The sequence below is a fragment of the Cupriavidus sp. 05N38 genome (assembly GCF_056397345.1).
The window spans coordinates 49261-70401 of sequence record NZ_JBFTNF010000010.1 but is presented as its reverse complement, the minus strand read 5'-3'; the positions used below and the strand labels follow the sequence as shown (position 1 = coordinate 70401).

Sequence of the window (21141 nt, the reverse complement as noted above, 5' to 3'; positions counted from 1 at the left end):
AACGGAGATAATCCCCCGCTTGCTGGCCATGACCGTCGTGCATGACGTCCCGCCCGCCTCGTGCATGATGTCGCCTGTCAAATCCGCAGTTTTTGCCGCGTTCTGCACAGCAGTACTGGAAGAATCCCGCGCATTTTTAGCGCTTGACCGGGGGTGACCCCGCCCTTCCCCGGCGCCGCTGTGATAGCATCGAAAAAACATACCAAAACCACGAAACCTGACCGGCGAACCATGTTCGCCGGGGCCGCGTGGAAGACGAGGAGACCGAGTGAAGGCTGAAGCCAACGGCACGCCGCCGGCTGCCGCCGTCATTGCGCCGCCCGCGCACGCCAGCTATCCGGGCGCCCGCGCGCCGGACCGCATGCGCACCGTCGACGCCGACGGCATCCGCATCGCCGTCTACGAATGGGGCGACGCAAGCGCAACCCCGGTGCTGCTGGTGCACGGCGCGATGGATTTCGCGCGCACCTTCGACGTGTTCGCGCCGCTGCTGGCGGACGCCGGCTACCGCGTGGTGTCCTACGACCACCGCGGCCACGGCGATTCCGAGCACACCGACATGTATAGCTGGGTCGCCGACGAACGCGACCTGCTCGCGGTGGCGGACTCGGTCACGCGGGAGCCCTTCGCGGTGATCGGCCACAGCAAGGGGGGGTCCCTGCTGGTGCATGCCATCCAGGCGCTGCCGCACCGCTTCACCCGCTTCGTGGCCATCGACGGGCTGCCCTTTCGCAATCCGCATGCGGACAGCGCGGTGCGAGAGAAGAAGTCGATGACCGCCGAGATCATCACGCACTGGCTGGACACGCGCCGCCGCAGCGCCACGCTGGCGCGCAAGCCCGGCACGCTGGAAGACCTGGCGCGCCGGCGCGCGCGCATGAACCCGCGCCTGTCCCATGACTGGCTGCGCTACCTTGCCGCGCTGGGCGCGCGCCAGGATGCCGGCGGCTGGCGCTGGAAGCTCGACCCGGTGATCGGCACCTCGGGCTTTGGCCCCATGCGCGCGCGCTGGATGACCGACCGGCTGCCCGGCTTTCCGGTGCCGATGCTGGCCATCTTCGGCACCGAGCGCGAGCCGATGGGCTGGGATGCCACCGCCGCCGACCTGGCGCCCTATTTCCCGCCGTCGACGCAGGTCCACGTGATGCGCGATACCGGGCACTTCATCCATATCGAGCAGCCGCACGAGACCGCGGCGCTGATCCTGGGCTTCCTGCGTCCATGAACACGCCCATCCGCCTGCGCCACAACCGCCTGCGGCTGGCACTGCATCCGCTCAAGGCCGGCGACGGCCCTTCGCTGCTGCTGCTGCACGGCCTGGGCGAGCGCTCGCCGCAGGCCTTGCCGCCCGAGTACGCGGCGTGGCCCGGCGCCGTGCATGCTCTCGACTTCACCGGACACGGCCAGTCGGACATCCCGCGCGGCGGCGGCTACAGTTGCGAGTTCCTGATGGCCGACGCCGATATCGCACTGGCCCACCTCGGCCCCTGCACCGTGGCCGGGCGCGGGCTGGGCGGCTATATCGCGCTGCTGCTGGCGGGCGCGCGGCCGCACGAGGTGCGTGGCGCGATCCTGCGCGACGGGCCAGGCCTGGCCGGCGGCGGCACGGCCGCGCGCAACCCATATATCCCGATCGTCGACACCGCGCGCAGCGGCCCGCCGGATCCCTACGCCATCGCCGACCTGGCCACCGACGTGCGCCCGCCCAGCTATGCGGCCAACTACGCCATGCTGGCGGCGCAGCACTCCGCCACGCCGCAACCGATCTCGATATGCACCAGCGAGCGGCCCGACTGGCTCAAGGCGGTGATCGACCTGCTCTCGCTGGAGAAGGCGGAGCTGGCGCAGGCGCTGCAGCGCTACGCATCGCTGCCCGCGCAGGCCGGGGGCGCGGCGGCATGAAAGCCGGCCTTGCCACCGAAGGCGCCGCCATGCCCGGCACGGTACAACACGATGCGTCCTCGGCCCACGCGCTGGCGGAAGACGATTTCCTCGCCCACGTGCGGTGCAACCTGCCGCGCAACGCCCAGGCCTACCTGATCCACGGCATGCTCGGCATGACCGGCTTCCGGCTGGTGACCGCGCCCACCTTCGTGCCCGCCTATATCTACCTGCTGTCCGGCTCCAAGCTGGTGGTGGGCTGCGTGCTGTCCGCACAGTACGCCGGCATGGCGCTGTCCTCCATCTGGGGCGCCACGCAGATCGAGCATCGCCAGCGCGTGATGCCGCTGATCTACCTGGTGGGCTGGATGGTGCGGCTGCAGATCCTCGGGCTGGCGCTGTCGGCCTTCCTGCTCTCCGGCGCCGGCGCGCTGGGCGCGGCGGCGGTGTTCCTGCTGCTGTTCGGCCTGTTCAACGGGGTGCAGAACGTCACCTTCAACTACCTGACGTCGAAGATCATCCCGCTGGAGCGGCGCGGCGCGCTCAGTGCCCTGCGCAACTTCCTCGGCGGGCTGATCGCCGCCGCCGTGGCCTACCTGGGCGGGCGCTACCTGGTGGGCGGCAATGTGTTCGGCAACGGCTACGCCACTACCTTCCTGTCCGCCTTCGTGCTCACCAGCCTGGGCATCTCGGCGCTGACGCGCATGCGCGAGCCGGTGCTGCACGACGTGCGCGCGCAGGCGGGCTTTCGCCAGCGCCTGCGCGAAGTGCCGGCCCTGCTGCGCGCGGACAAGCACTATGTGCGCTTCTTCGTGGCGCGCGCCCTGGTGGCGCTGAGCATGATGGCGGTGCCGTTCTACGCCATCTTCGTCGGCAGCCACCTGCCGCTGTCGGGCGCCACGCTGGGCTACCTGAGCATCGCCTACCTGCTGGCGCAGACCACCAGCAACCTGGCGTGGGGCCGCCTTGCCGACCGCCACGGCTACCGCCTGGTGTTCCTGTCCAGCATCGGCCTGTGGGCGGTGTCCACCGCGGCGCTGATGCTGTGCGACAGCCTGCCCGCCTTCTTGCTGGTGTTCTGCGGACTGGGCGCCGGCTTCGGCGGCTATTTCCCTTCCGCCGACAACTTCGCGCTCGAATTCGGCAACCGGCGCGACCGCCCGATGCTGCTCGCGGTCTCCGACACGGCCACCTTTGCCATGATGGCTTGCGGTCCGGTCCTTGGCGGGCTGCTGGCGCAGGGCGTGCGTTTTTCGCTGGTGTTCGTGGCCGCCATCGCCGTACTGGGCATGGCCTTCCTGCTCGCGCTGCGGGTGGAGGAACCACGCCGCCTGCCGCGGCCGCAGCGCGAGCCCAACGCATAGCCCGCCTGCGCGGGACATACCGGGATCTTCAGGAGACCTAATGGCGAACAAGACCTATCCGGAGTTCAGCACGCACTACCCGCTTGTGCTCACCACCATCATGAAGCGCCCGGTGCGGATGTACCCCGACCAGACCGGCGTGGTGTACCGCAACCATGTCAGCGGCGAGTATTTCCGTTTCACCTGGATGCAGTGGTACCGGCGCGTGGCGCGGCTGGCCAACGGCTTGCGCGGCCGGTTCAAGGTGCGGCCGGGCGTGCCGGGCGAGGCCGGCGACCGCATCGCCACCATGGCGCTCAATACGCACCGCCACCTGGAGCTGTACTACGGCGTGACGGGTGTCGGCGCCACGCTGCACCCGATCAATGTCCGGCTGTCGCCGCAGCATATCGTCTACACCATCCGGCATGCGCAGGACCGCGTGATCTTCGTCGACGATACGCTGATGCCCCTGCTCGAAGGCATCTACGAGCAGATCAGCGATGTGGTGGAAACAGTGGTCTACATGTCCGACAAGCCAGGCCTGCCGGACAGCCGCATCCCCGGCCTGATCAGCTACGAAGACCTGCTCGCCGGCCAGCCCGACACCATCGAATGGCCGGCGCTGCACGAAGACGTGAACGCCACGCTGTGCTACACGACCGGCACCACCGGCCAGCCCAAGGGCGCCACCTTCACGCATCGCCAGCTCTACCTGATGACGGTCCACATGATGGCGCAGACGGCCATCGCCAACACCCCGGAACAGGACATCGCCGACGGCCTGGGCACGCGCCTGGGCGAAGGCGCGGTGCCGCTGCTCAACACCCCGATGTTCCACGTGCACGGCTGGGGCCAGCCCTTCGTGGCGGTCTACAGCGCGCAGAAGATCGTGCTGCACGGCACCTTCACCGTGCAGGGCTTCTGCGAGCTGGTGCAGCGCGAGCGCGTGACCTCGGTGGGCATCGTCGCCACCATCGCGGCGATGTTGCTGGAGTACCCGGACCTGGGCAAGTACGACCTCAGCAGCCTGGTGCGCGTGAGCGTGGGCGGTGGCGCGCTGCCGCTGGGACTCAAGCGCAAGCTCGAGGCGCTGATCCCCACCTTCCGCATGAGTTCCGGCTATGGCATGACGGAAACCGCGCCCACCATCGTCAGCTCCTTTATCAAGAAGACCATGGTCCAGGAGGGCCGCGAGGCGACCGACGCCGTGCTGGTCAAGGCCGGCCTGCCGATCCTCGGCGTGGAAGTGGAGGTGGTCGACGGGCAAGGCAAGCCCGTGCCGCAGGACGACCAGACCGTGGGCGAGATCGTGGTACGCGCGCCGTGGGCCACCGAGCAGTATTTCCGCAATCCCGAGAAGAGCGCCGAGCTGTGGCAGGACGGCTGGCTGCACACCGGCGATATCGCCCGCGTCGATGCCGAGGGCTATATCACGGTTGCCGACCGCCTGAAGGACGTGATCCGCAGCGGCGCCGAGATGGTGCCCACCGTGCTGCTGGAAAACCTGATCGCCATGGCGGACTTCGTGCACGAGGCCACCGTGGTCGGCGTGCCCGATCCGGTGTGGGGCGAAAAGCCCATGGCGCTGGTGAGCGTGCGCACCGGGTTCGAGGCCACCGAGGAAAGCGTCATCGACTTCCTCAAGGTGCACGGCGTGGAGACCGGCAAGATCACCCGCTGGATGCTGCCCAAGCTGGTCGCCATCACGCGCGACATCCCCAAGACCAGCGTGGGCAAGTTCAACAAGAAGCAGATCCGCGACGATCTCGACAAATTCCTCGCCATTGCCAGGGACGTCTCGTCCCGGCATGGCTGAGCATTGATTCAAAACCAGACAGGAGACCACCCATGCGTGAAGCCGTCATCGTATCCACCGCGCGCACCCCGATCGGCAAGGCCCATCGCGGCGCGTTCAACAACACCCAGGCGCAGGAACTGGGCGCGCATGCCATCTCGCATGCGGTGCAGCGCGCCGGCATCGACCCCGCCGAGATCGCCGACGTGATCCTCGGCTGCGCCGTGCAGCAGGGCAGCAGCGGCGGCAACGTGGCGCGYCAGGCGCTGCTGCGCGCCGGCCTGCCGGTGACGGTGCCCGGCATGTCGCTGGACCGCCAGTGCGCCTCCGGCCTGATGGCCATCGCCACGGCCGCCAAGCAGATCATCGTGGACGGCATGCAGGTCGCCGTGGGCGGCGGGCTGGAGTCGATCTCGCTGGTGCAGAACGACAAGATCAACCGCTACCGCGCCGCCGACCCGCAACTGGTGCAGATGCTGCCGCAGATCTACATGACCATGCTGGAAACGGCCGAGATCGTGGCCGCGCGCTATGGCGTCTCGCGCGAGGCGCAGGATGCCTACGCCCTGCAATCGCAGCAGCGTACCGCCGCCGCGCAGGAAGCCGGCCGCTTCGATACCGAGATCGCGCCGATGAGCGCCACCATGCTGGTGACCGACAAGGAAAGCGGCGCGGTCAGCGAGAAACAGCTCACCCTGCGCAAGGACGAGGGCAACCGCCCGGGCACCACCCTGGCGGACCTGCAGGCGCTCAAGCCGGTCTTCAAGAACGGCCAGCGCGTGGCCCAGGGCGCCTTCATCACCGCCGGCAATGCCTCGCAGCTTTCCGACGGCGCCTCCGCCATGGTGCTGATGGAGGCAAAGGAGGCCGAACGCCGTGGCCTGCAGCCGCTGGGCGCCTACCGCGGCATGGCCGTGGCCGGCTGCGACCCGGACGAGATGGGCATCGGCCCGGTCTTCGCCATCCCCAGGCTGCTCAAGCAGCATGGCCTCTCAGTGAGCGACATCGGCCTGTGGGAACTCAATGAAGCCTTCGCCAGCCAGGTCCTGCATTGCCGCGACACGCTGGGCATTCCCGACGAACGCCTGAACGTCTCCGGCGGCGCGATCTCCATCGGCCATCCCTATGGCATGTCGGGCGCGCGCATGGCGGGCCACCTGCTGATCGAGGGCAAGCGCCGCGGCGCGAAGTTCGGCGTGGTGACGATGTGCATTGGCGGCGGCATGGGTGCCGCGGGCCTGTTCGAAATTTTCTGAAGCCGATTTTCCGAGCCACTTTCCGGGAGCCAACCCTCATGACAGCCATCAACGCCGTAGCCGATCTCGCCATCGAAGGCGAGATCGCCATCCTCACGCTCGACTCGCCCCCCGTCAACGCCCTGTCGGCGGCGGTGCGCGCGGGGCTGCGCGACGGCATCGCGCAGGCCGTGGCCAACTCCGCGGTCAAGGGCATCGTGCTGATCTGTGCGGGCAAGACCTTTATCGCCGGCGCCGACATCACCGAGTTCGGCAAGCCGCCGTCGGGCCCGGCGCTCGCCGAGGTGCAGGCCGCCATCGAGGACGCGCCCAAGCCCGTCGTGGCCGCCATTCACGGCACCGCCCTGGGTGGCGGGCTCGAAACGGCGCTGGTGTGCCACTATCGCGTGGCGGCCAGGACCGCAAAGTGCGGCCTGCCCGAAGTCAACCTCGGGCTGCTGCCCGGCGCGGGCGGCACGCAGCGCCTGCCGCGCATCGTGGGCGCCGCCAAGGCGCTCGAGATGGTGACCTCCGGCGCGCACATCGGCGCGGCCGAGGCGGCCGAAATGGGCCTGTTCGACCTGGTGACCGACGACGCCACGCTGCGCCAGGACGCCATCGCCTTCACCCGCCGCGTGATCGCCGAGGGGCGTGCGCTGCGCAAGGTGCGCGACCTCGACGAGAAGGTGCAGGCCGCGCGCGGCCAGCCGGAGCTGTTCGCCGAATTCCGCAAGGCCAATGCGCGCCGCTTCCGCGGCTTCGACGCGCCCGAGTACAACATCCGCTGCATCGAGGCGGCGGTCAACCTGCCGTTCGAAGAAGGCATGAAGGTGGAGCGCAAGCTCTTCCTGGAGTTGATGGGCGGCACCCAATCGGCTGCGCAGCGCTACTATTTCTTCGCCTCGCGCCAGGTATGGAACCTGCCTGACGTGCCGGCCGACACGCCGCTGATCCCGGTCAGGAAGATCGGCATCATCGGCGCGGGCACCATGGGCGGCGGCATCGCCATGAACTTCCTCAACGCCGGCTACCCCGTCACCATCGTGGAAACCGCGCAGGAAGCACTGGACCGCGGCCTGCGCACCATCCGCGCCAACTACGACAACACCGCGAAGAAAGGCCGCATCACCGCCACCGACGTCGACAAGCGCATGGCGCTGCTGACGCCGTCGCTGGACCTTGGCCAGCTCGCCGACGCCGACCTCATCATCGAAGCCGTGTTCGAGAACATGGAGGTGAAGAAGAACATCTTCGGCAAGCTCGACAAGATCGCAAAGCAGGGAGCCATCCTGGCGACGAACACGTCGGCGCTGGACGTCAACGAGATCGCCGGCGCCACCGCGCGCCCCGAGAGCGTGATCGGCCTGCACTTCTTCTCACCCGCCAACGTGATGAAGCTGCTCGAGGTCGTGCGCGGGGAGAAGACGGCCAAGCCCGTCATCCGCACCGCGATGGAGCTTGCCCGCAAGATCGGCAAGGTCGCCGCGCTGGTGGGCGTATGCCCGGGCTTTGTCGGCAACCGCATGCTGGCCCAGCGCCAGCGCGAGGCACAGAAACTGGTGCTGGAAGGCGCGCTGCCGTGGGATGTGGACCGCGTGCTCTACGACTTCGGTTTCCCGATGGGCCCGTTCGCCATGAGCGACCTGGCCGGCCTGGACCTGGGCTGGAGCCGCGAGGCATCGAGCAGCTCCACGCTGCGCGAGATCCTGTGCGAGATGGACCGGCGCGGCCAGAAGACCGGCGCCGGCTACTACGACTACGACGAGAAGCGCAACGCCGTGCCCTCGCCCAAGGTCGAGCAGATCATCCGCGCCTTCGCCGCGCAGCAGGGCAAGACCAGCCGCGAGGTGTCCCGGCAGGAGATCCTGGAGCGCTGCATCTACCCGATGATCAATGAAGGCGCCAAGATCCTGCAGGAAGGCAAGGCCATCCGCGCCTCCGACATCGACGTGGTGTGGGTGAACGGCTATGGCTGGCCGGTCTATCGCGGTGGCCCGATGTGCTATGCCGACACCATCGGGCTGGACAAGGTGCTGGCGGCCATGAAGCGCTTCGAGGCCAGCTTCGGTGCGGATTTCAAGCCCGCCAGGCTGCTCGAAGACCTGGTGGCGCAGGGCAAGTCGTTCCGCGACCTGAAATGACGACCTGAGGTAAGCCGGCTGCGGCCGGCCTCCCCACCGTTCGCGTTCAGAACCGGTGGCGCAAGCCCACCCCGAGGGTGTCCGCGTGCGCTTGCGCCGTCAGCCGGTCATAGAAGTACGCGGCGTACACGTCGGTGCGCCTCGACAGGTTGTAGTCATACGCCAGCCCGGCCGTGTTGCGGCGGAATTCGCCCGCGTTGCTGCTGGTCCTGGCGTAGGCATACGACACCAGCATGCTGCCGGCGCCGAGCGGGACCGACGCGCCGAGCTGCCCGTTGGCGTGCCGGATATCGCCGCTGGCGCTGTCGACGCCGGTCTTGATGTACTGGCCCTGCGCGAACAGCTTGACCACCTTGAAATCGTAGCTCAGCCCGCCCTGCACCGCATTTTGCCTGCCGAAGCCGGCCAGCGCCGCCGGCGCGGTGACATCGCCCGGCGCGCCGTTGAACTTCGCCTGCTGGAACGCCACCGTCGCCGCGAACGGCCCGTTGAAGTACAGGACGTTGCCGCCCCACTTGTTCTGGCCGCCGCTGCCGGGCTGCTCGCCGAAGGCATAGATCAGGTTGACCGTCAGCCCGGCCAGCACCGGGGTGGAGTAGACCACCGAGTTGCTCCAGCCGGAGTCTCCGATGATGCCGGGATCATAGAGCGCGCCGCTGCCCGCCGTCTTGTAGGTCTGGAAGATCGACGGCGCGAAGTTGTACGAGTCCACCAGCGGGTTGAACAGGATGGTGGAGAGAAAGTACGGCGTGGTGTTGCGGCCCAGCTTGAGCGTGCCATAGCTGTTGCTCTGCAGGCCTGCGAAGGCGTTGCGCGTGAACATCGGATCGGTATCGGAGCGGCCCGACTTGCCCGCATCGACGCGCAGGAAGCCGTTGAGATCGAAGATCGCCTTGAGGCCGCCACCGAGTTCCTCGCTGCCGCGCATGCCCCAGTACGAAGTCTGCATGCCGCCGGCGCCGAGCACGTAGGCGCGGTCGCCGCCGGCGGCGCGGGTGCTGCCGACAAAGCTGTCCACCTGCCCGTAGAGCGTGACGCCGGACTGCGCGTGCCCTGTGCCGGCCACGCAGAGCGTGCCGAACAGCAGCAGCGCTGCCTTGCTCCTGGCCATTGACGTTCTCTTCGCGATCTTCCGCATGTGTTTCCTCCTCGTCGTTGTTGTCTTTGCGTGTGGCTCTTGTGTGTCTCTTGCTTGTGGCTCTTGCTTGTTGTCCTGGCTTGCCTGGCCGCCGGCGTTGCCAGTGCCCTGCCCGCCGGCTGACGGCAAAAGGGGGCCCCGCCGCCTGCCTGCTGTGGCGGGCGGCCGGATGATTGCTCTGCGGGCGAAAGGCGCGGGCTAGGTCGGCAGCGTGCCGATGCCGCCGTGGTCCTGCGACCAGCGCACGGGGTCGTCGAGGAAGCGGCGCAGCTCGTCGAGGCTGCGCTGGCCGACATGCCCTGAGGCCTGCGCGGCATCGAGGATGTCGCGCCAGTCCGCGAGCGCATGCACCGTCACCTGCCATGGCGCGAGCGCCTGTGCGGTGGGGAAGGTGCCGTAGTCGAACAGCACGAAGATGTCCTTCACGGTGGCGCCGGCGGCGCCAAGCGCCGCGCAGAAGATGCGCTTGGAGCGGGCCGCCGCCATCATGTCGTCGACCAGCAGCACGCGGTCGCCCGCGGCCAGCAAGCCCTCGACCTGCGAAGCCGGGCCGAGGCCCCTGGCTTCCTTGCGCACGTACAGCAAGGGCAGGTCCAGCGTGTCGGCCACCCAGGCGGCGAAGGCAATGCCGCTGGATTCCGCGCCGGCGACGGCGTCGATGCCCTCCAGGCAATGGCGGTCCCGCAGCATTGCCAGGCCGCGCGCCACCAGTTCGCGCCGCAGGCGCGGAAAGGCGATCAGCCGGCGGCAATCGATATAGACCGGGCTGGCCCAGCCCGACGGCAGCCGGAACGGCTCGTCGGTGCGGAACTTCACGCAGCCGGCCTCCAGCAGGGCCTGGCCGACGGTGGCCGCGAGCCCGAGACGGGTTCGTAGTTCAGACATGGCTTGCTCCATTGCTTGCTACCGGGATCGGGCTTCCGGCTTGCCGGGTTGGCCGGCATCCGCCAGCCGCCATTGCAGTGTTTCGCCCGCCAGGAAGGGCCGGATCGCTCCGCCGTCCGGCAAGGCAATTGATTCCGGCGCACGGCCGGGCTCGCGCACGAAGGTGATGCTGCCCTCGTTCGGCGCCAGGCCGTAGAAGCGGCTGCCGTTCTCGCTGGCGAAGGCCTCGAAACGGTCAAGCGCGCCCTCCTCGCCGAACACGCCGAGATAGGCTTCGAGCGCCACCGGCGCGCTGAAGATGCCGGCGCAGCCGCACGCCGCCTCCTTGGCGGCGCGCACATGCGGGGCCGAGTCCGTGCCGAGGAAGAAGGCCGGCGAGCCCGATGTGGCGGCGCGCCGCAGGGCCAGCCGGTGCCGCTCGCGCTTGAGCACGGGCAGGCAATACAAGTGCGGCCGGAGCCCGCCCGCGAACATCGCATTGCGGCTGTACATCAGGTGCTGCGGGGTGATGGTGGCAGCCAGCCGCCCGCTGCCGTCGCGGCCGACGAACTCGGCGGCCTGCGCCGTGGTGATGTGCTCGAGCACCACCTTGAGGCGGGGAAAGCGCTGCAGCAGCGGCTTGAGCGTCTGTTCGATAAACACGGCTTCGCGGTCGAACACATCCACGGCGGGATCGGTGCTTTCGCCATGGACCAGCAGCGGCATGCCGATCTCCTGCATGGCGGCGAGCACCCCGGCCACGCGGGCGATCCCGGTCACGCCATGTTCCGAGTGCGTGGTGGCACCCGCGGGATACAGCTTGGCCGCGGCGAACACGCCTTCTGCGTAGCCGCGCCGCAGCTCGGCGGGGTCGGTGGCGTCGCAGAGGTAGCAGGTCATCAGCGGCGTGAAGCGCGCGCCGGCCGGCAGCGCGGCCACGATGCGCTCGCGGTAGGCATGGGCCGCGTCCACCGTGGTCACGGGCCGCTCCAGGTTTGGCATGACGATGGCGCGCGCAAACTGCCGCGCCGTATAGGGCAGCACCGCGCGCAGCGTGTCGCCGTCGCGCAGGTGCAGGTGCCAGTCGTCCGGGCGGCGGATGGTCAGGCGGCGGGGGTTCGGGATCATCTCGGGGGTCTCCTTCCGGTGTGCGGGGCGTGGCGCGTCAGAGGCGGGCGATGGTGCCTGCCAGCACCCCCACGCCGAGCATGAAGTCGTCCAGGTCCATGGCCTCGTCCGGGTTGTGCGAGCCGTGCTCGTTGCGGATGAACAGCATGCCGGTCGGGATGCCGGCATTGGCGAACAGGGACGCATCGTGCCCTGCTCCGCTGGCGACCATCTCGAACGGCGTGCCCTGCGCGCGGCACTGCTGCGCCAGCAACTCGGACAGGCCCGCATCCATCGTCGCCGGCGCGGAATCCACGCGGCGGTCGAAATCGAAGCGCACGCCGCGGTCGCGCGAGATGGCCTTGCACTCCGTGCGCATCAGCTGGTAGAAGCCTTCCAGCGTCTCCACGCTCTTGCTGCGCGCCTCGAAGCTGAAGCTCACCGTGCCCGGGATGCGCGAGACCGAATGCGCCTCCGGGCTGGTGGTGACCACGCCGGTGGTCACCACCAGGTCGATGCCGCGCTCGAGCAGCACGCGCCAGTGTTCGTCCAGGCGCACGATCAGCTCGGCCACGGCGAACATGGCGTCCTTGCGCAGCCAGCGCGGCACGGCGCCGGAATGCCCGGCCTCGCCGAGGCAGGCGATGCGGTTGTGGCGCACATTGCCGCGGATGCCGGGCACCACCGCCAGCGGCAGGCCGCGCGCCACCATCACCGGGCCCTGCTCGATATGCAGCTCCAGGTAGGCGCGCGCACGGGCGCGGTCGAACAGCGGCTGCTGCGCGCGGATCGCTTCCATGTCGGCGCCGAGCGCGGCCATGCACTCGGCCATGGTGCGGCCGTGCTGGCGGTGGCGCAGCGCGAGATCGTCGGCCGACAGCTTGCCGAGCGCGGCGCCGGAACCCATGTAGGCCTTGCCGAACCACGCGCTTTCCTCGCCACGAAAGCCGATCACGTTGAGTGGCACGGGCGACGCGCGGCCCGCGCGCTGCTGCGCGACCAGGCACAGCAGCCCGGCCACGATGCCGGCCATGCCGTCGAAGTTGCCGCCTTGCGGCACCGAGTCCAGGTGCGACCCGACCCAGGCGGCGGGGGTGTCGCTGGCCGCGCCGCCAAGGCGGAACACGAGGTTGGCGGCGCCGTCGGCCTCCACGTGCAGGCCCTCGCGCTGCGCGAAAGCGCGCAGGTAGTCGGCCGCCGCGGTCTCGCCCGCGCCGTAGCTGTCGCGCGTCACGCCGACGCCGTCTGACGACAGCGCGCGGATGTCGTCGAACAGCATCTGCGCGAGCGGCTTGAGTTCCTCAATATCCATGACAGATGTCCATTGATGCGGTGCGGGCGCTCAGCCCGATTGCTGGGCGAAGCGCAGCCAGCGGTCGCTCAGCTGGCGGTCCAGCCTGACCTGCCCGGTGAGGTCGCGCAGCGCCGGGGTGCCGGTCTCGTCGCAGTACGCATGCAGGCCGTCGACGATCTTCTGCATGACGCCGGGGTCGCGGAACGAGGCGGTACCGACCTGCACCGCGGAGGCGCCCGCGAGCATGAACTCCACCGCGTCGTGCGCGCTCTGGATGCCGCCGCAGCCGATCACCGGGATGCGCACCGCGCGGTAGCACTGGTGCACCAGCCGCAGCGCGATGGGCTTGATGGCCGGCCCGGACAGGCCGCCCATGACATTGCCGAGCCTGGGCTTGCGCGTGTGCACGTCGATGGCCATGCCGAGCACGGTATTGCCCATGACGATGGCATCGGCACCCGCGTCTTCCGCCGCGCGCGCCACCGCCGCGATATTGGAGGCGTTGGGCGTGAGCTTGACCCAGAACGGATGGCGCGTGCGCCGGCGGATCGCCGCCACCGCCTTGTAGGTGGTCTCCGGCAGCATGGCGAAGGCCATGCCGTCGGCCTCGAGGTTGGGGCATGAGATATTGGCTTCGATCACCGCCACTTCGGGCAATGACATTGCCTCGCATGCCAGCGCGAACTCCTCGGCCGTATCGGCGGAGATCGACACCACCACCGGCGTGTCGTACCGCGTGTAGGGCGGCAGCACGTGCGCGCGGTAGTAGTCCAGCCCCTTGCTCGGGATGCCGATGGAGTTCAGCATGCCGCCGTGGGTTTCGGCCACGCGCGGCGTGGGATTGCCGGCGCGCGCCTTGGGCGAGACGCTCTTGATCACCAGTGCGCCGAGCTGGTTGAAGTCCAGCGCCTCGCGGTACTCGATCGCGAAGCAGCCGGAGGCGGGCATGATGGGGTTGCGCAGCGTCAGATCGCCAACCCGGACGGATAGATCAGCCAAACTCCACCTCCCCTACCACTTCGCGAATGGAAAATACGGGGCCTTCGCGGCAAACCCGCAGGAATTGCTTGTCGCCGTCGCAGTCGAACATCCGCACGCAGGACAGGCAAACGCCCATGCCGCAGGCCATGCGCTGCTCCATGGCGACCTCGCCGCGCACCTGCGGGTAGTCCGCCAGCACGCGCTGCAGCAGCATCAGCAGGCGGTGCGAGCCGCAGGTGTAGAGCGCATCGGGCCGCTGCTCGTCGATCAGGCGGCGCAGCAAACCCTCAACCGCCTCCACCGCGGACGAACCGTCCTCGTCGAACACGCCGTGCACCTGTGCGTCGGCGCCGCGCAGGAACTCACTGTCCATCAGGTCGTCGCGGGTGCGCGCGGACATCACCGCGGTGATCGCCACGCCCGCCTCGGCGGCCTGCCGCACCAGCGGCGCCATGGTGGCCAGGCCCACGCCGCGCGCCACCACCAGGATGCGCCGGTACGCGGGCTCGAAGGCGAAGGTATTGCCGAGCGGGCCGACGATATCCATATGGCCGTCGGCCGGCAGGCTTGCCATGGCCCGCGTGCCCAGCCCGGTGACGTTGTAGAGGAACTCGATGCGGCCGTCTTCCGGGCCGGCGCCGTACACGCTCATCGGCCGCAGCAGGAAGGGCTGCGCTTCGTCGCTGACCGGGCACTTGAGCTGGTAGAACTGTCCGGGGCGCGTGATGCGGGCGATCGGCGCATCGGCTTCGAGCCGGATGTACTTGTAGCGCCGGTTGACCCAGTAATGCTCGACGACGCGGCAGCGGTACGACGCGACCGTCGCGGCGCTGTCCGCGCCGCACAGGGATGGTGACATGGTGACTCCTGTCTGTTTGATGCCTGCCGGCGGCGGCCGTGATCCGGTCCGGCGATGTGGTTCGGGCGATGTGGCTCGGGCGATGTGGCTCGGGCGATTCGGTTCGGGCGATGCGGTCCCGGCTATTCCAGCTCCACGCCCTTGAGCTCGGGAATAAGGAAGAAGGTGGCGATCATGTCCAGCACATAGATGCTGGCCAGCAGCGCGATGGCGACCTGGAAGGAGTACGTCGCGGCGAGCGCGCCCACCACGATGGGCCCGAATCCACCCACGGCCCGGCCGATATTGAAGAGCACGTTCTGCGCGGTGGCGCGCGCCGCGGTGGGATAGGCTTCGGAGATCAGCGCGCCGTAGCCGCCGATCATGCCGTTGACGAACATGCCCATCACGGCGCCGGCCCACAGCATCGTCACCGGGTCCGACATGCGCGCATAGGCCAGCACCATCGCCACCGCGCCGGCCTGGAAGATCAGGAAGGTGGGCTTGCGGCCGATGCGGTCCGCCAGGTGCCCGAAGACATAGACACCCACCATCATTCCCACGATCGTCACCGAGGTCCACATTGCCGACTTGGTCAGCGAGAAGCCCAGCGCCCGCGACAGGTAGGTGGGCAGCCAGATCATGATCCCGTAGTAGCCGAAGTTCTGCACGGCGCAGAGGATCACGATGCCGAGGCTGGTGCGCGTGGTGCGCGCATCGGCCACCAGCAGCCGGAAGGCGTTGACCTTCTTCTTCTCCGCGCTGCGCACGAACACCTCGGGCTCATGCAGCCGGTTGCGCACGAACCAGGCCACCAGCGCCGGCACCACGCCCAGCAGGAACATGCCGCGCCAGCCGATATGCGGCAGCAGCAACGGCGTGAGCAGCGAAGCCATCAGCACGCCCGCCTGCCAGCCCAGCGCCACATACGACGACACCCGCGCCCGCTTGCTGGCCGGCCACGCCTCGGCGGCCAGCGCCATGCCGATGCCGAACTCGCCGCCCAGGCCGATGCCCGCGATCGTGCGGTACACCAGCAAATCCCAGAAACCCTGCGCGAACGCGCACAGCCCGGTGAAGACCGCGAACAGCACGATGGTCCAGGTCAGCACGCGTACCCGGCCGTAGCGGTCGCTCAGGGCGCCGAAGATGATCCCGCCCGCCACCGCGCCGATCAGCGTCCATGTCACCAGCGCGCCGGACTGCCCCGTGCTCAGGCTCAGCGCAACGCTGATGGCCGGCAGCATGAAGCCGAGGATCAGCAGGTCGAACCCGTCCATGGCATAGCCGATGGCCGAGCCCGCCAGCGCCTTCCAGGCGTAGGACGAGGTGCGCCCGGGCCGTGCGGATCGGGTGGAGAGCGCCTCGGCGGGCGATGCCGGCGCTTTTGCGTTTGCTTCCATGTGGGTTGCTCCTGCTGTTGTCATGCTGGTCTGGCGACACTGCCGCCTGGTTTGGGTCTGACGGCCGGCGGGTGTGGCGCCGGTCACCGTCTTTGAGTTGATCTCATTTTTTAGACAATATCGCCGAAAATTTGCCCGAAGCATCGGAGTGACTGCTATCGGGCCGCATCTGCATGCCTATCTCTTTTTTTAGATTACGACTCGGACTTTGGCTTTGCAAGGGGTTTTTGCGTGCCTAGGGTATCTCCGGAGATGGGGGAAACTGACACCCCGCAGGACGTCGGCCACATGATGGTTGCTGTCCGTCCAATTACTGAGACAAACACCAGCAAGGTCACTTGGGCATGCCCCACCGTCACGAAGCAGGGGCCGGGGCACCCGCGCGCTCCGGGCCTGCCGGGTGCACGGGCCGTCCCGGAAGCACCCCGCGCGCCAGCGTGCGGCTGCACATTGCTTTGTACCGCTGTGTATCCAGGCCGCCCGCCGACAAGAAACACCGCATTTCCGGCTCCTTGCTGAAACAGGCCGGATACACGCGGACGCTGAAATGCCGTGACGGCCCCCCGGGTTTCAGAACGCCGCACGCGATGCGGACATGGAGAGAGAAAATGACGACCACCCAGCATGACGCGCACGCCGCACAGCCGGCCCAGCAGTGGCTTCGCGTCGAGACCTACACCAGCGGACTGATCGGACCCAGCCAGCCAATGCTGGGGCCGCTGGCCGATGGCGGCACCCTGGTTACCGGTACCCCGCCAGGCTGCTGGGGGCCGATGATCACGCCGTCGTTCCAGGGCGGGCACGAAGTGACGCAACCGGTCGCGATCGCCGGCGCCGAGATCGGCGACGCCGTCGCGCTGAAGATTCAACGCATGCGCGTCACCTCGGTGGCCACCTCCTCGGGCGTCATGCGCTTTGTCGAAGGCCGCTATCACGGTGACCCCTTCGTTGCCAAATTCTGCGCCGCATGCGGTACCGAACACCCGGCCAGCCACGTCGAGGGCATTGGCGAGGAGGCGATCCGCTGCAATCACTGCGGGGCCGAGGTGAGCGCCTTCCGGTTCAGCCATGGCTACGTGATCGTGCTGGACCAGGAAAATCAGGTCAGCCTCACCGTCAGCCAGGAAGTGGCCAACCGCCTGGCGGGCAATGCGGCGGAGATGTCCGCACTGCCCTCGCTGGCAGCCCAGCACTCGATCCTGTCGCTGGCACGCGCCGACATCCCTGGCGTGGCGGCGCATATGCGCCCGTTCCTCGGCAATATCGGCACCACGCCGGCACGCGACTTGCCGGACTCGCACAATTGCGCCGATTTCGGCCAGTACCTGGTGGGTGCGCCGCACCGGTACGGCATGACCCAGGAGGAGTTGCACGCGGCCAAGACTGACGGCCACATGGACACCAATTCGGTGCGCGAGGGCTGCATCCTGATCTGCCCGGTCAAGGTGCCGGGAGCCGGCGTGTACATGGGCGACATGCATGCCCAGCAGGGCAACGGCGAGATCGCCGGCCACGCCACCGACGTGTCCGGCGAAACGGAACTGACGGTGGAGGTCATCAAGCACCTCACGCTCGACGGGCCGATCCTGCTGCAGAACATCGACGACCTGCCCCCCATGGCCCGGCCGATGAGCGCCGAGCAGCGCCAGCGGGTGCGTGAACTTGGCGCGCGCTGGGGACAAGGCGAAATCGAACAAAACGGCCCGATCACCTTTATCGGCAGCGGCGTGAACCTCAACGCCGCCACCGAGAACGGTCTGCGCCGCGCCGCGGCCGTTACGGGCCTACCCTATGAAGAGGTACTCAACCGCGCCACCATCAACGGCTCCATCGAGATCAGCCGCCTGCCCGGCACCGTCCGCGTCACGTTCCTGTGCCCGCTGGACACCCTGGACCGCATGGGGATCGGCCACCTGGTGCGCGAAAAGTACCAGCTGCCATAAGGCGCAAGCCGCGCCAGGAAGACCGGCCGGCGCGCGAACCTTGCCGGCCGGCATYGCTCCCAGCCACCTACTTGCCCGTCAGGGAAAGGATTTTCATGCCTACCACTGTCAACGAACGGCGTCGCCTGCTCTTGAAGGGCGCCGCCGCAAGCGCTGCCGCAAGCGTCGCCCTGCCGCAACTGGCATTTGCCGCCAAGGCCCAGGCCGATCCCGGAAACGCCGCGGCGATGCAGCAGCTTGGACCGCTCAAGCACATCGACGCCGGGGTCCTCAACATCGGCTACCACGAATCCGGGCCGGCCGACGGACCGCCCGTCGTGCTGCTGCATGGCTACCCGTACAGCGTCTACAGCTTCATCGAGGTCGCACCGATGCTTGCCAGCCGTGGATGCCGGGTGATCGTGCCGCATCTGCGCGGACATGGACCGACCCGGTTCCTCGATGCCGCCACGCCCCGGTCGGGCCAGCAGGGCGCGATCGGCACCGACGTGATCGCGCTGATGGACGCATTGCGCATGCCGCGCGCGGTCCTTGCCGGCTTCGACTGGGGCGGCCGCGCGGCATGCGTCGCCGCCGCGCTCTGGCCCGAGCGATGCGCCGGGCTGGTTTCGGTCAACAGCTACCTGATACAAGACATCGCCAGATCGACATTGCCCATCCCCCCGCAGATCGAATCCGGGCTGTGGTACCAGTACTACTTCCAGACCGAAAGGGGAAGGGCGGGCCTGGCGGCCAACAGGCGTGAAATCGCCAGGGTCATCTGGAAGCGGAACTCGCCGAGCTGGCAGTTCGACGACGCCACGCTGGATCGTGCGGCGAGCGTGTTCGACAACCCGGACTACGTCGACGTGGTGATTCATTCCTACCGTCACCGCCTGGGTCTTGCCCCGGGATTCCCGGCATACGAAGCGACGGAGAAGCGACTTGCCGCCCAGCCCGTCATCACGGTCCCGGCCATTACGCTGGACGGAAAGGCCGACGGGAATTTCCCCGCGACCGATGGCAAATCGTCCGCCGCGAGGTTCAGCGGGCCGCGCTCGCATCGCGTGGTGGACAACGCAGGGCACAACCTTCCGGAGGAAGCGCCCCAAGCGTATGCTGCCGCGGCGCTGGAGCTTGCCGGCATTGCCCGCTGAGCCCGGCAAGGGGGCCGCGGGGCGCCGCATGCGCCCGGCATGCGGCGCCCCGCGTCAGCCTTGCGCCGCCCTGGTGCTGGCCGGCATGGCGACCAGGCCTGAGGCGAACACCACGCCCAGGATCACCCCGCCCGCTCCCACCACCTGCCATGCGTTGGGGGGCACGCCGAGCACGGTGGAAACCAGCATGGTGAACACCGGCGCCAGGTTGAAGAAGATCGAAGTGCGCGCCGCGCCGATGTGGTGGATGCCGCGGAACCACAGCAGGTAGGCCAGCAGCGAACCGCCCGCGGCGAGATACAGGACGGCGGCATGGATGCTCGCGGGCGCGGCGGCGATGCTCGCCAGCGGCCGTTCGAAGACGAAGCCGAGGATGATCAGGCCGATGGCGCCGAACAACATCGAGAAGCCCGTGTTCTCCAGCGCCGTGGCGTCCTTGACGAAGCGCCGCGTGCCGACCATGTTGGCGGCCCAGGCCAGGCTGCCCGCGAGAATGATGGCATCGCCGCGCGCCACCTTGAGCGCGAGCAGCATGTGGATGTCGCCGCGCGTGATCACCAGGCCTACGCCGAGCAGGCCGAAGACCAGGCCGAGCGCGCGCCCGGGATCGATACGTTCGCCCTCGAAGACCACCGCGAGGAGCATGGTCCACAACGGCGTGGTGGCAAGGATCAGCGCGCCGTTGATCGGGGTGGTGGTCTGCAGGCCGAAAAACGTGGCGAGGTTGAATGCGGTGAACCCCAGCAGGCCCAGGCCGATGTATGCCCACAGGTTCTTGCGCAGCACGCTCAGGCGCAGCTTGCCCTGCAGGCCAAAGATCAGCAGCAGCAGGACGGTCGAGATGACGAAGCGCTCGATCGAGGCGCTGATCGGTGTCATATGCCGGATGATCAACGCACCGGCGTTGAAGTTCGTCCCCCAGAAGAAGGTCGAGACGACGATGCCGAGATAGGCGAGGCTTTCTGGCTTGCGCATGGCTGACTCCTTGTCAGTTGAGTTGCATGCGCCTGGCAAGCCCTGGCCGTGCCGCGCATGCGTGTGGAAAGTCGCCGGGCAATCCGCAAGGACCGCTGTTGCTTGCGTCGCGACGGCATGGCTGCCATTCTGCAAGCTTCTCCGCCTGTGTAAAATTCCCCAAATATTCACATCGCATGTGAGAAATCACCCATGTTCGACTGGGAGGATCTGCGCCATTTCGGTGTCTTCGCGCAGGAGAGTTCGCTGTCCGGCGCCGCGCGGCGGCTCAAGGTCGACCATGCGACGGTGGCGCGGCGCATCGCCGCGCTGGAAAGCTCGCTGGGACTCAAGCTGGTGGACCGGCGCCCGCGCAGCTATCTGCTGACCGCCGAGGGCGAACGCATCGCCGCCCTGGCCACGCGCATGGAGCACGAGTCATATGCCGTGGAGCGTACGGCGGCGGCCGGCCAGACCGGCGTCAGCGGGGAGGTCACCATCAGCGCGCCTCCATCGATGGCCGCCGCGGTGATCGCGCCCCGGCTGGGCCAGTTGCGCGCGCGGCATCCGGCCTTGCGCGTATGCCTGACCGGGGCCACGCGCGTGGCCTCGCTGACCCGGCGGGAGGCCGACCTGGCGGTGCGCCTGAGCCGTCCGGCAGAAGGCGAGCTGGTGGTGCGCAAGCTCGGCACCGTGGCGTTCTCCCTCTATGCCTGCGCTGCCTACCTGGACGCCACCGCGCCGTCCGACTACGGCTATATCGCCTATGACGACAGCATGGAAGGGTCGCCGCAGCAGGAATGGCTGAAACAGCAGGCGCTAGGCCGGCCCATCGTGATGGTCAGCAACGAGCTGGACATCCAGGCTTCGGCCGCCCGTGCCGGCGTGGGCATCGCGGCGCTGCCCCATTTCCTGGGCGAGCGCGACGGCGCCCTGCGGCGCGTGAAATGCAAGGGAAAGCGCCTGACGCGCGAGATCTGGCTGGTCGTGCACGCCGACATCCGCCGCGCGCCACGGATCCAGGCCGTCATGCAATTCCTGGGGCTATGTTTCGCGGAGCATGGCGGGCTGTCCTGAGGCACGCC

General features: G+C 68.4%; 17 protein-coding genes. 9 read left to right on the top strand and 8 right to left on the bottom strand.

Annotation, left to right across the window (positions count from 1 at the left end; genetic code table 11):
• Window positions 1–268: 268 nt before the first annotated feature.
• Genes AC1DK4_RS09550 through AC1DK4_RS09525 form a run of 6 tightly spaced genes read left to right on the top strand, consistent with a single transcriptional unit; the run spans window position 269 to window position 8398 of the window.
• Entirely contained in the window at window positions 269–1225 is a 957-nt protein-coding gene (locus AC1DK4_RS09550; protein WP_441613885.1) for an alpha/beta fold hydrolase, read from the top strand.
• Entirely contained in the window at window positions 1222–1902 is a 681-nt protein-coding gene (locus AC1DK4_RS09545) for an alpha/beta fold hydrolase (protein WP_441649783.1), read from the top strand. Before AC1DK4_RS09550 ends, AC1DK4_RS09545 begins: the two co-directional genes overlap by 4 nt.
• Window positions 1899–3245, top strand: a complete 1347-nt coding sequence (locus AC1DK4_RS09540; protein ID WP_441649782.1) for an MFS transporter — start codon at window positions 1899–1901, stop codon at window positions 3243–3245. The genes AC1DK4_RS09545 and AC1DK4_RS09540 overlap by 4 nt, the downstream gene beginning before the upstream one ends.
• Window positions 3246–3285: 40 nt before the next feature.
• Complete coding sequence (locus AC1DK4_RS09535) at window positions 3286–5043, top strand: long-chain-fatty-acid--CoA ligase (protein ID WP_441649781.1); 1758 nt, start codon at window positions 3286–3288, stop codon at window positions 5041–5043.
• Between the two features lie 32 nt (window positions 5044–5075).
• On the top strand, window positions 5076–6278 hold the full coding sequence (locus AC1DK4_RS09530; protein ID WP_441649780.1) for an acetyl-CoA C-acyltransferase: 1203 nt from the start codon (window positions 5076–5078) through the stop codon (window positions 6276–6278).
• A gap of 38 nt (window positions 6279–6316) precedes the next feature.
• On the top strand, window positions 6317–8398 hold the full coding sequence (locus AC1DK4_RS09525; RefSeq protein ID WP_441649779.1) for a 3-hydroxyacyl-CoA dehydrogenase NAD-binding domain-containing protein: 2082 nt from the start codon (window positions 6317–6319) through the stop codon (window positions 8396–8398).
• Between the two features lie 46 nt (window positions 8399–8444).
• Here AC1DK4_RS09525 and AC1DK4_RS09520 read toward each other — a convergent pair whose 3' ends face one another.
• From AC1DK4_RS09520 to AC1DK4_RS09490, 7 genes are all read right to left on the bottom strand, one after another.
• Window positions 8445–9509 (bottom strand): porin, encoded by a 1065-nt coding sequence (locus AC1DK4_RS09520; RefSeq protein WP_441649778.1) that lies wholly within the window; start codon window positions 9507–9509, stop codon window positions 8445–8447.
• Window positions 9510–9734: 225 nt separating this feature from the next.
• The gene (locus tag AC1DK4_RS09515) at window positions 9735–10421 is read right to left on the bottom strand and encodes an orotate phosphoribosyltransferase (RefSeq protein WP_441649777.1); all 687 of its coding nucleotides are present in this window, start codon (window positions 10419–10421) and stop codon (window positions 9735–9737) included.
• A gap of 18 nt (window positions 10422–10439) precedes the next feature.
• On the bottom strand, window positions 10440–11528 hold the full coding sequence (pyrC, locus tag AC1DK4_RS09510; protein ID WP_441649776.1) for a dihydroorotase: 1089 nt from the start codon (window positions 11526–11528) through the stop codon (window positions 10440–10442).
• A gap of 37 nt (window positions 11529–11565) precedes the next feature.
• A complete protein-coding gene (locus AC1DK4_RS09505) occupies window positions 11566–12819 on the bottom strand; it encodes a Zn-dependent hydrolase (RefSeq protein WP_441649775.1) in 1254 nt (417 codons plus the stop codon).
• A gap of 30 nt (window positions 12820–12849) precedes the next feature.
• The gene (locus AC1DK4_RS09500; RefSeq protein WP_441649774.1) at window positions 12850–13800 is read right to left on the bottom strand and encodes a dihydroorotate dehydrogenase; all 951 of its coding nucleotides are present in this window, start codon (window positions 13798–13800) and stop codon (window positions 12850–12852) included.
• The gene (locus tag AC1DK4_RS09495; RefSeq protein ID WP_441613874.1) at window positions 13793–14641 is read right to left on the bottom strand and encodes a dihydroorotate dehydrogenase electron transfer subunit; all 849 of its coding nucleotides are present in this window, start codon (window positions 14639–14641) and stop codon (window positions 13793–13795) included. The genes AC1DK4_RS09500 and AC1DK4_RS09495 overlap by 8 nt, the downstream gene beginning before the upstream one ends.
• Window positions 14642–14763: 122 nt before the next feature.
• A complete protein-coding gene (locus AC1DK4_RS09490; protein WP_441649773.1) occupies window positions 14764–16023 on the bottom strand; it encodes an MFS transporter in 1260 nt (419 codons plus the stop codon).
• Window positions 16024–16631: 608 nt separating this feature from the next.
• Between AC1DK4_RS09490 and AC1DK4_RS09485 the strand changes: the two genes are divergently transcribed.
• Both AC1DK4_RS09485 and AC1DK4_RS09480 read left to right on the top strand, forming a co-directional pair.
• The gene (locus AC1DK4_RS09485; RefSeq protein ID WP_441613872.1) at window positions 16632–17966 is read left to right on the top strand and encodes an acetamidase/formamidase family protein; all 1335 of its coding nucleotides are present in this window, start codon (window positions 16632–16634) and stop codon (window positions 17964–17966) included.
• 95 nt (window positions 17967–18061) lie between these two features.
• On the top strand, window positions 18062–19102 hold the full coding sequence (locus AC1DK4_RS09480; RefSeq protein ID WP_441613871.1) for an alpha/beta fold hydrolase: 1041 nt from the start codon (window positions 18062–18064) through the stop codon (window positions 19100–19102).
• A 54-nt stretch (window positions 19103–19156) separates the two neighbouring features.
• On the opposite strand, the gene AC1DK4_RS09475 is transcribed toward AC1DK4_RS09480, so the two are convergent.
• Complete coding sequence (locus AC1DK4_RS09475) at window positions 19157–20077, bottom strand: DMT family transporter (RefSeq protein WP_441649772.1); 921 nt, start codon at window positions 20075–20077, stop codon at window positions 19157–19159.
• A gap of 192 nt (window positions 20078–20269) precedes the next feature.
• Between AC1DK4_RS09475 and AC1DK4_RS09470 the strand changes: the two genes are divergently transcribed.
• Window positions 20270–21133 carry a LysR family transcriptional regulator gene (locus AC1DK4_RS09470; protein ID WP_441649771.1) on the top strand — a complete coding sequence of 288 codons (864 nt, stop codon included), beginning with the start codon at window positions 20270–20272 and terminating at the stop codon, window positions 21131–21133.
• Window positions 21134–21141: the final 8 nt, after the last annotated feature.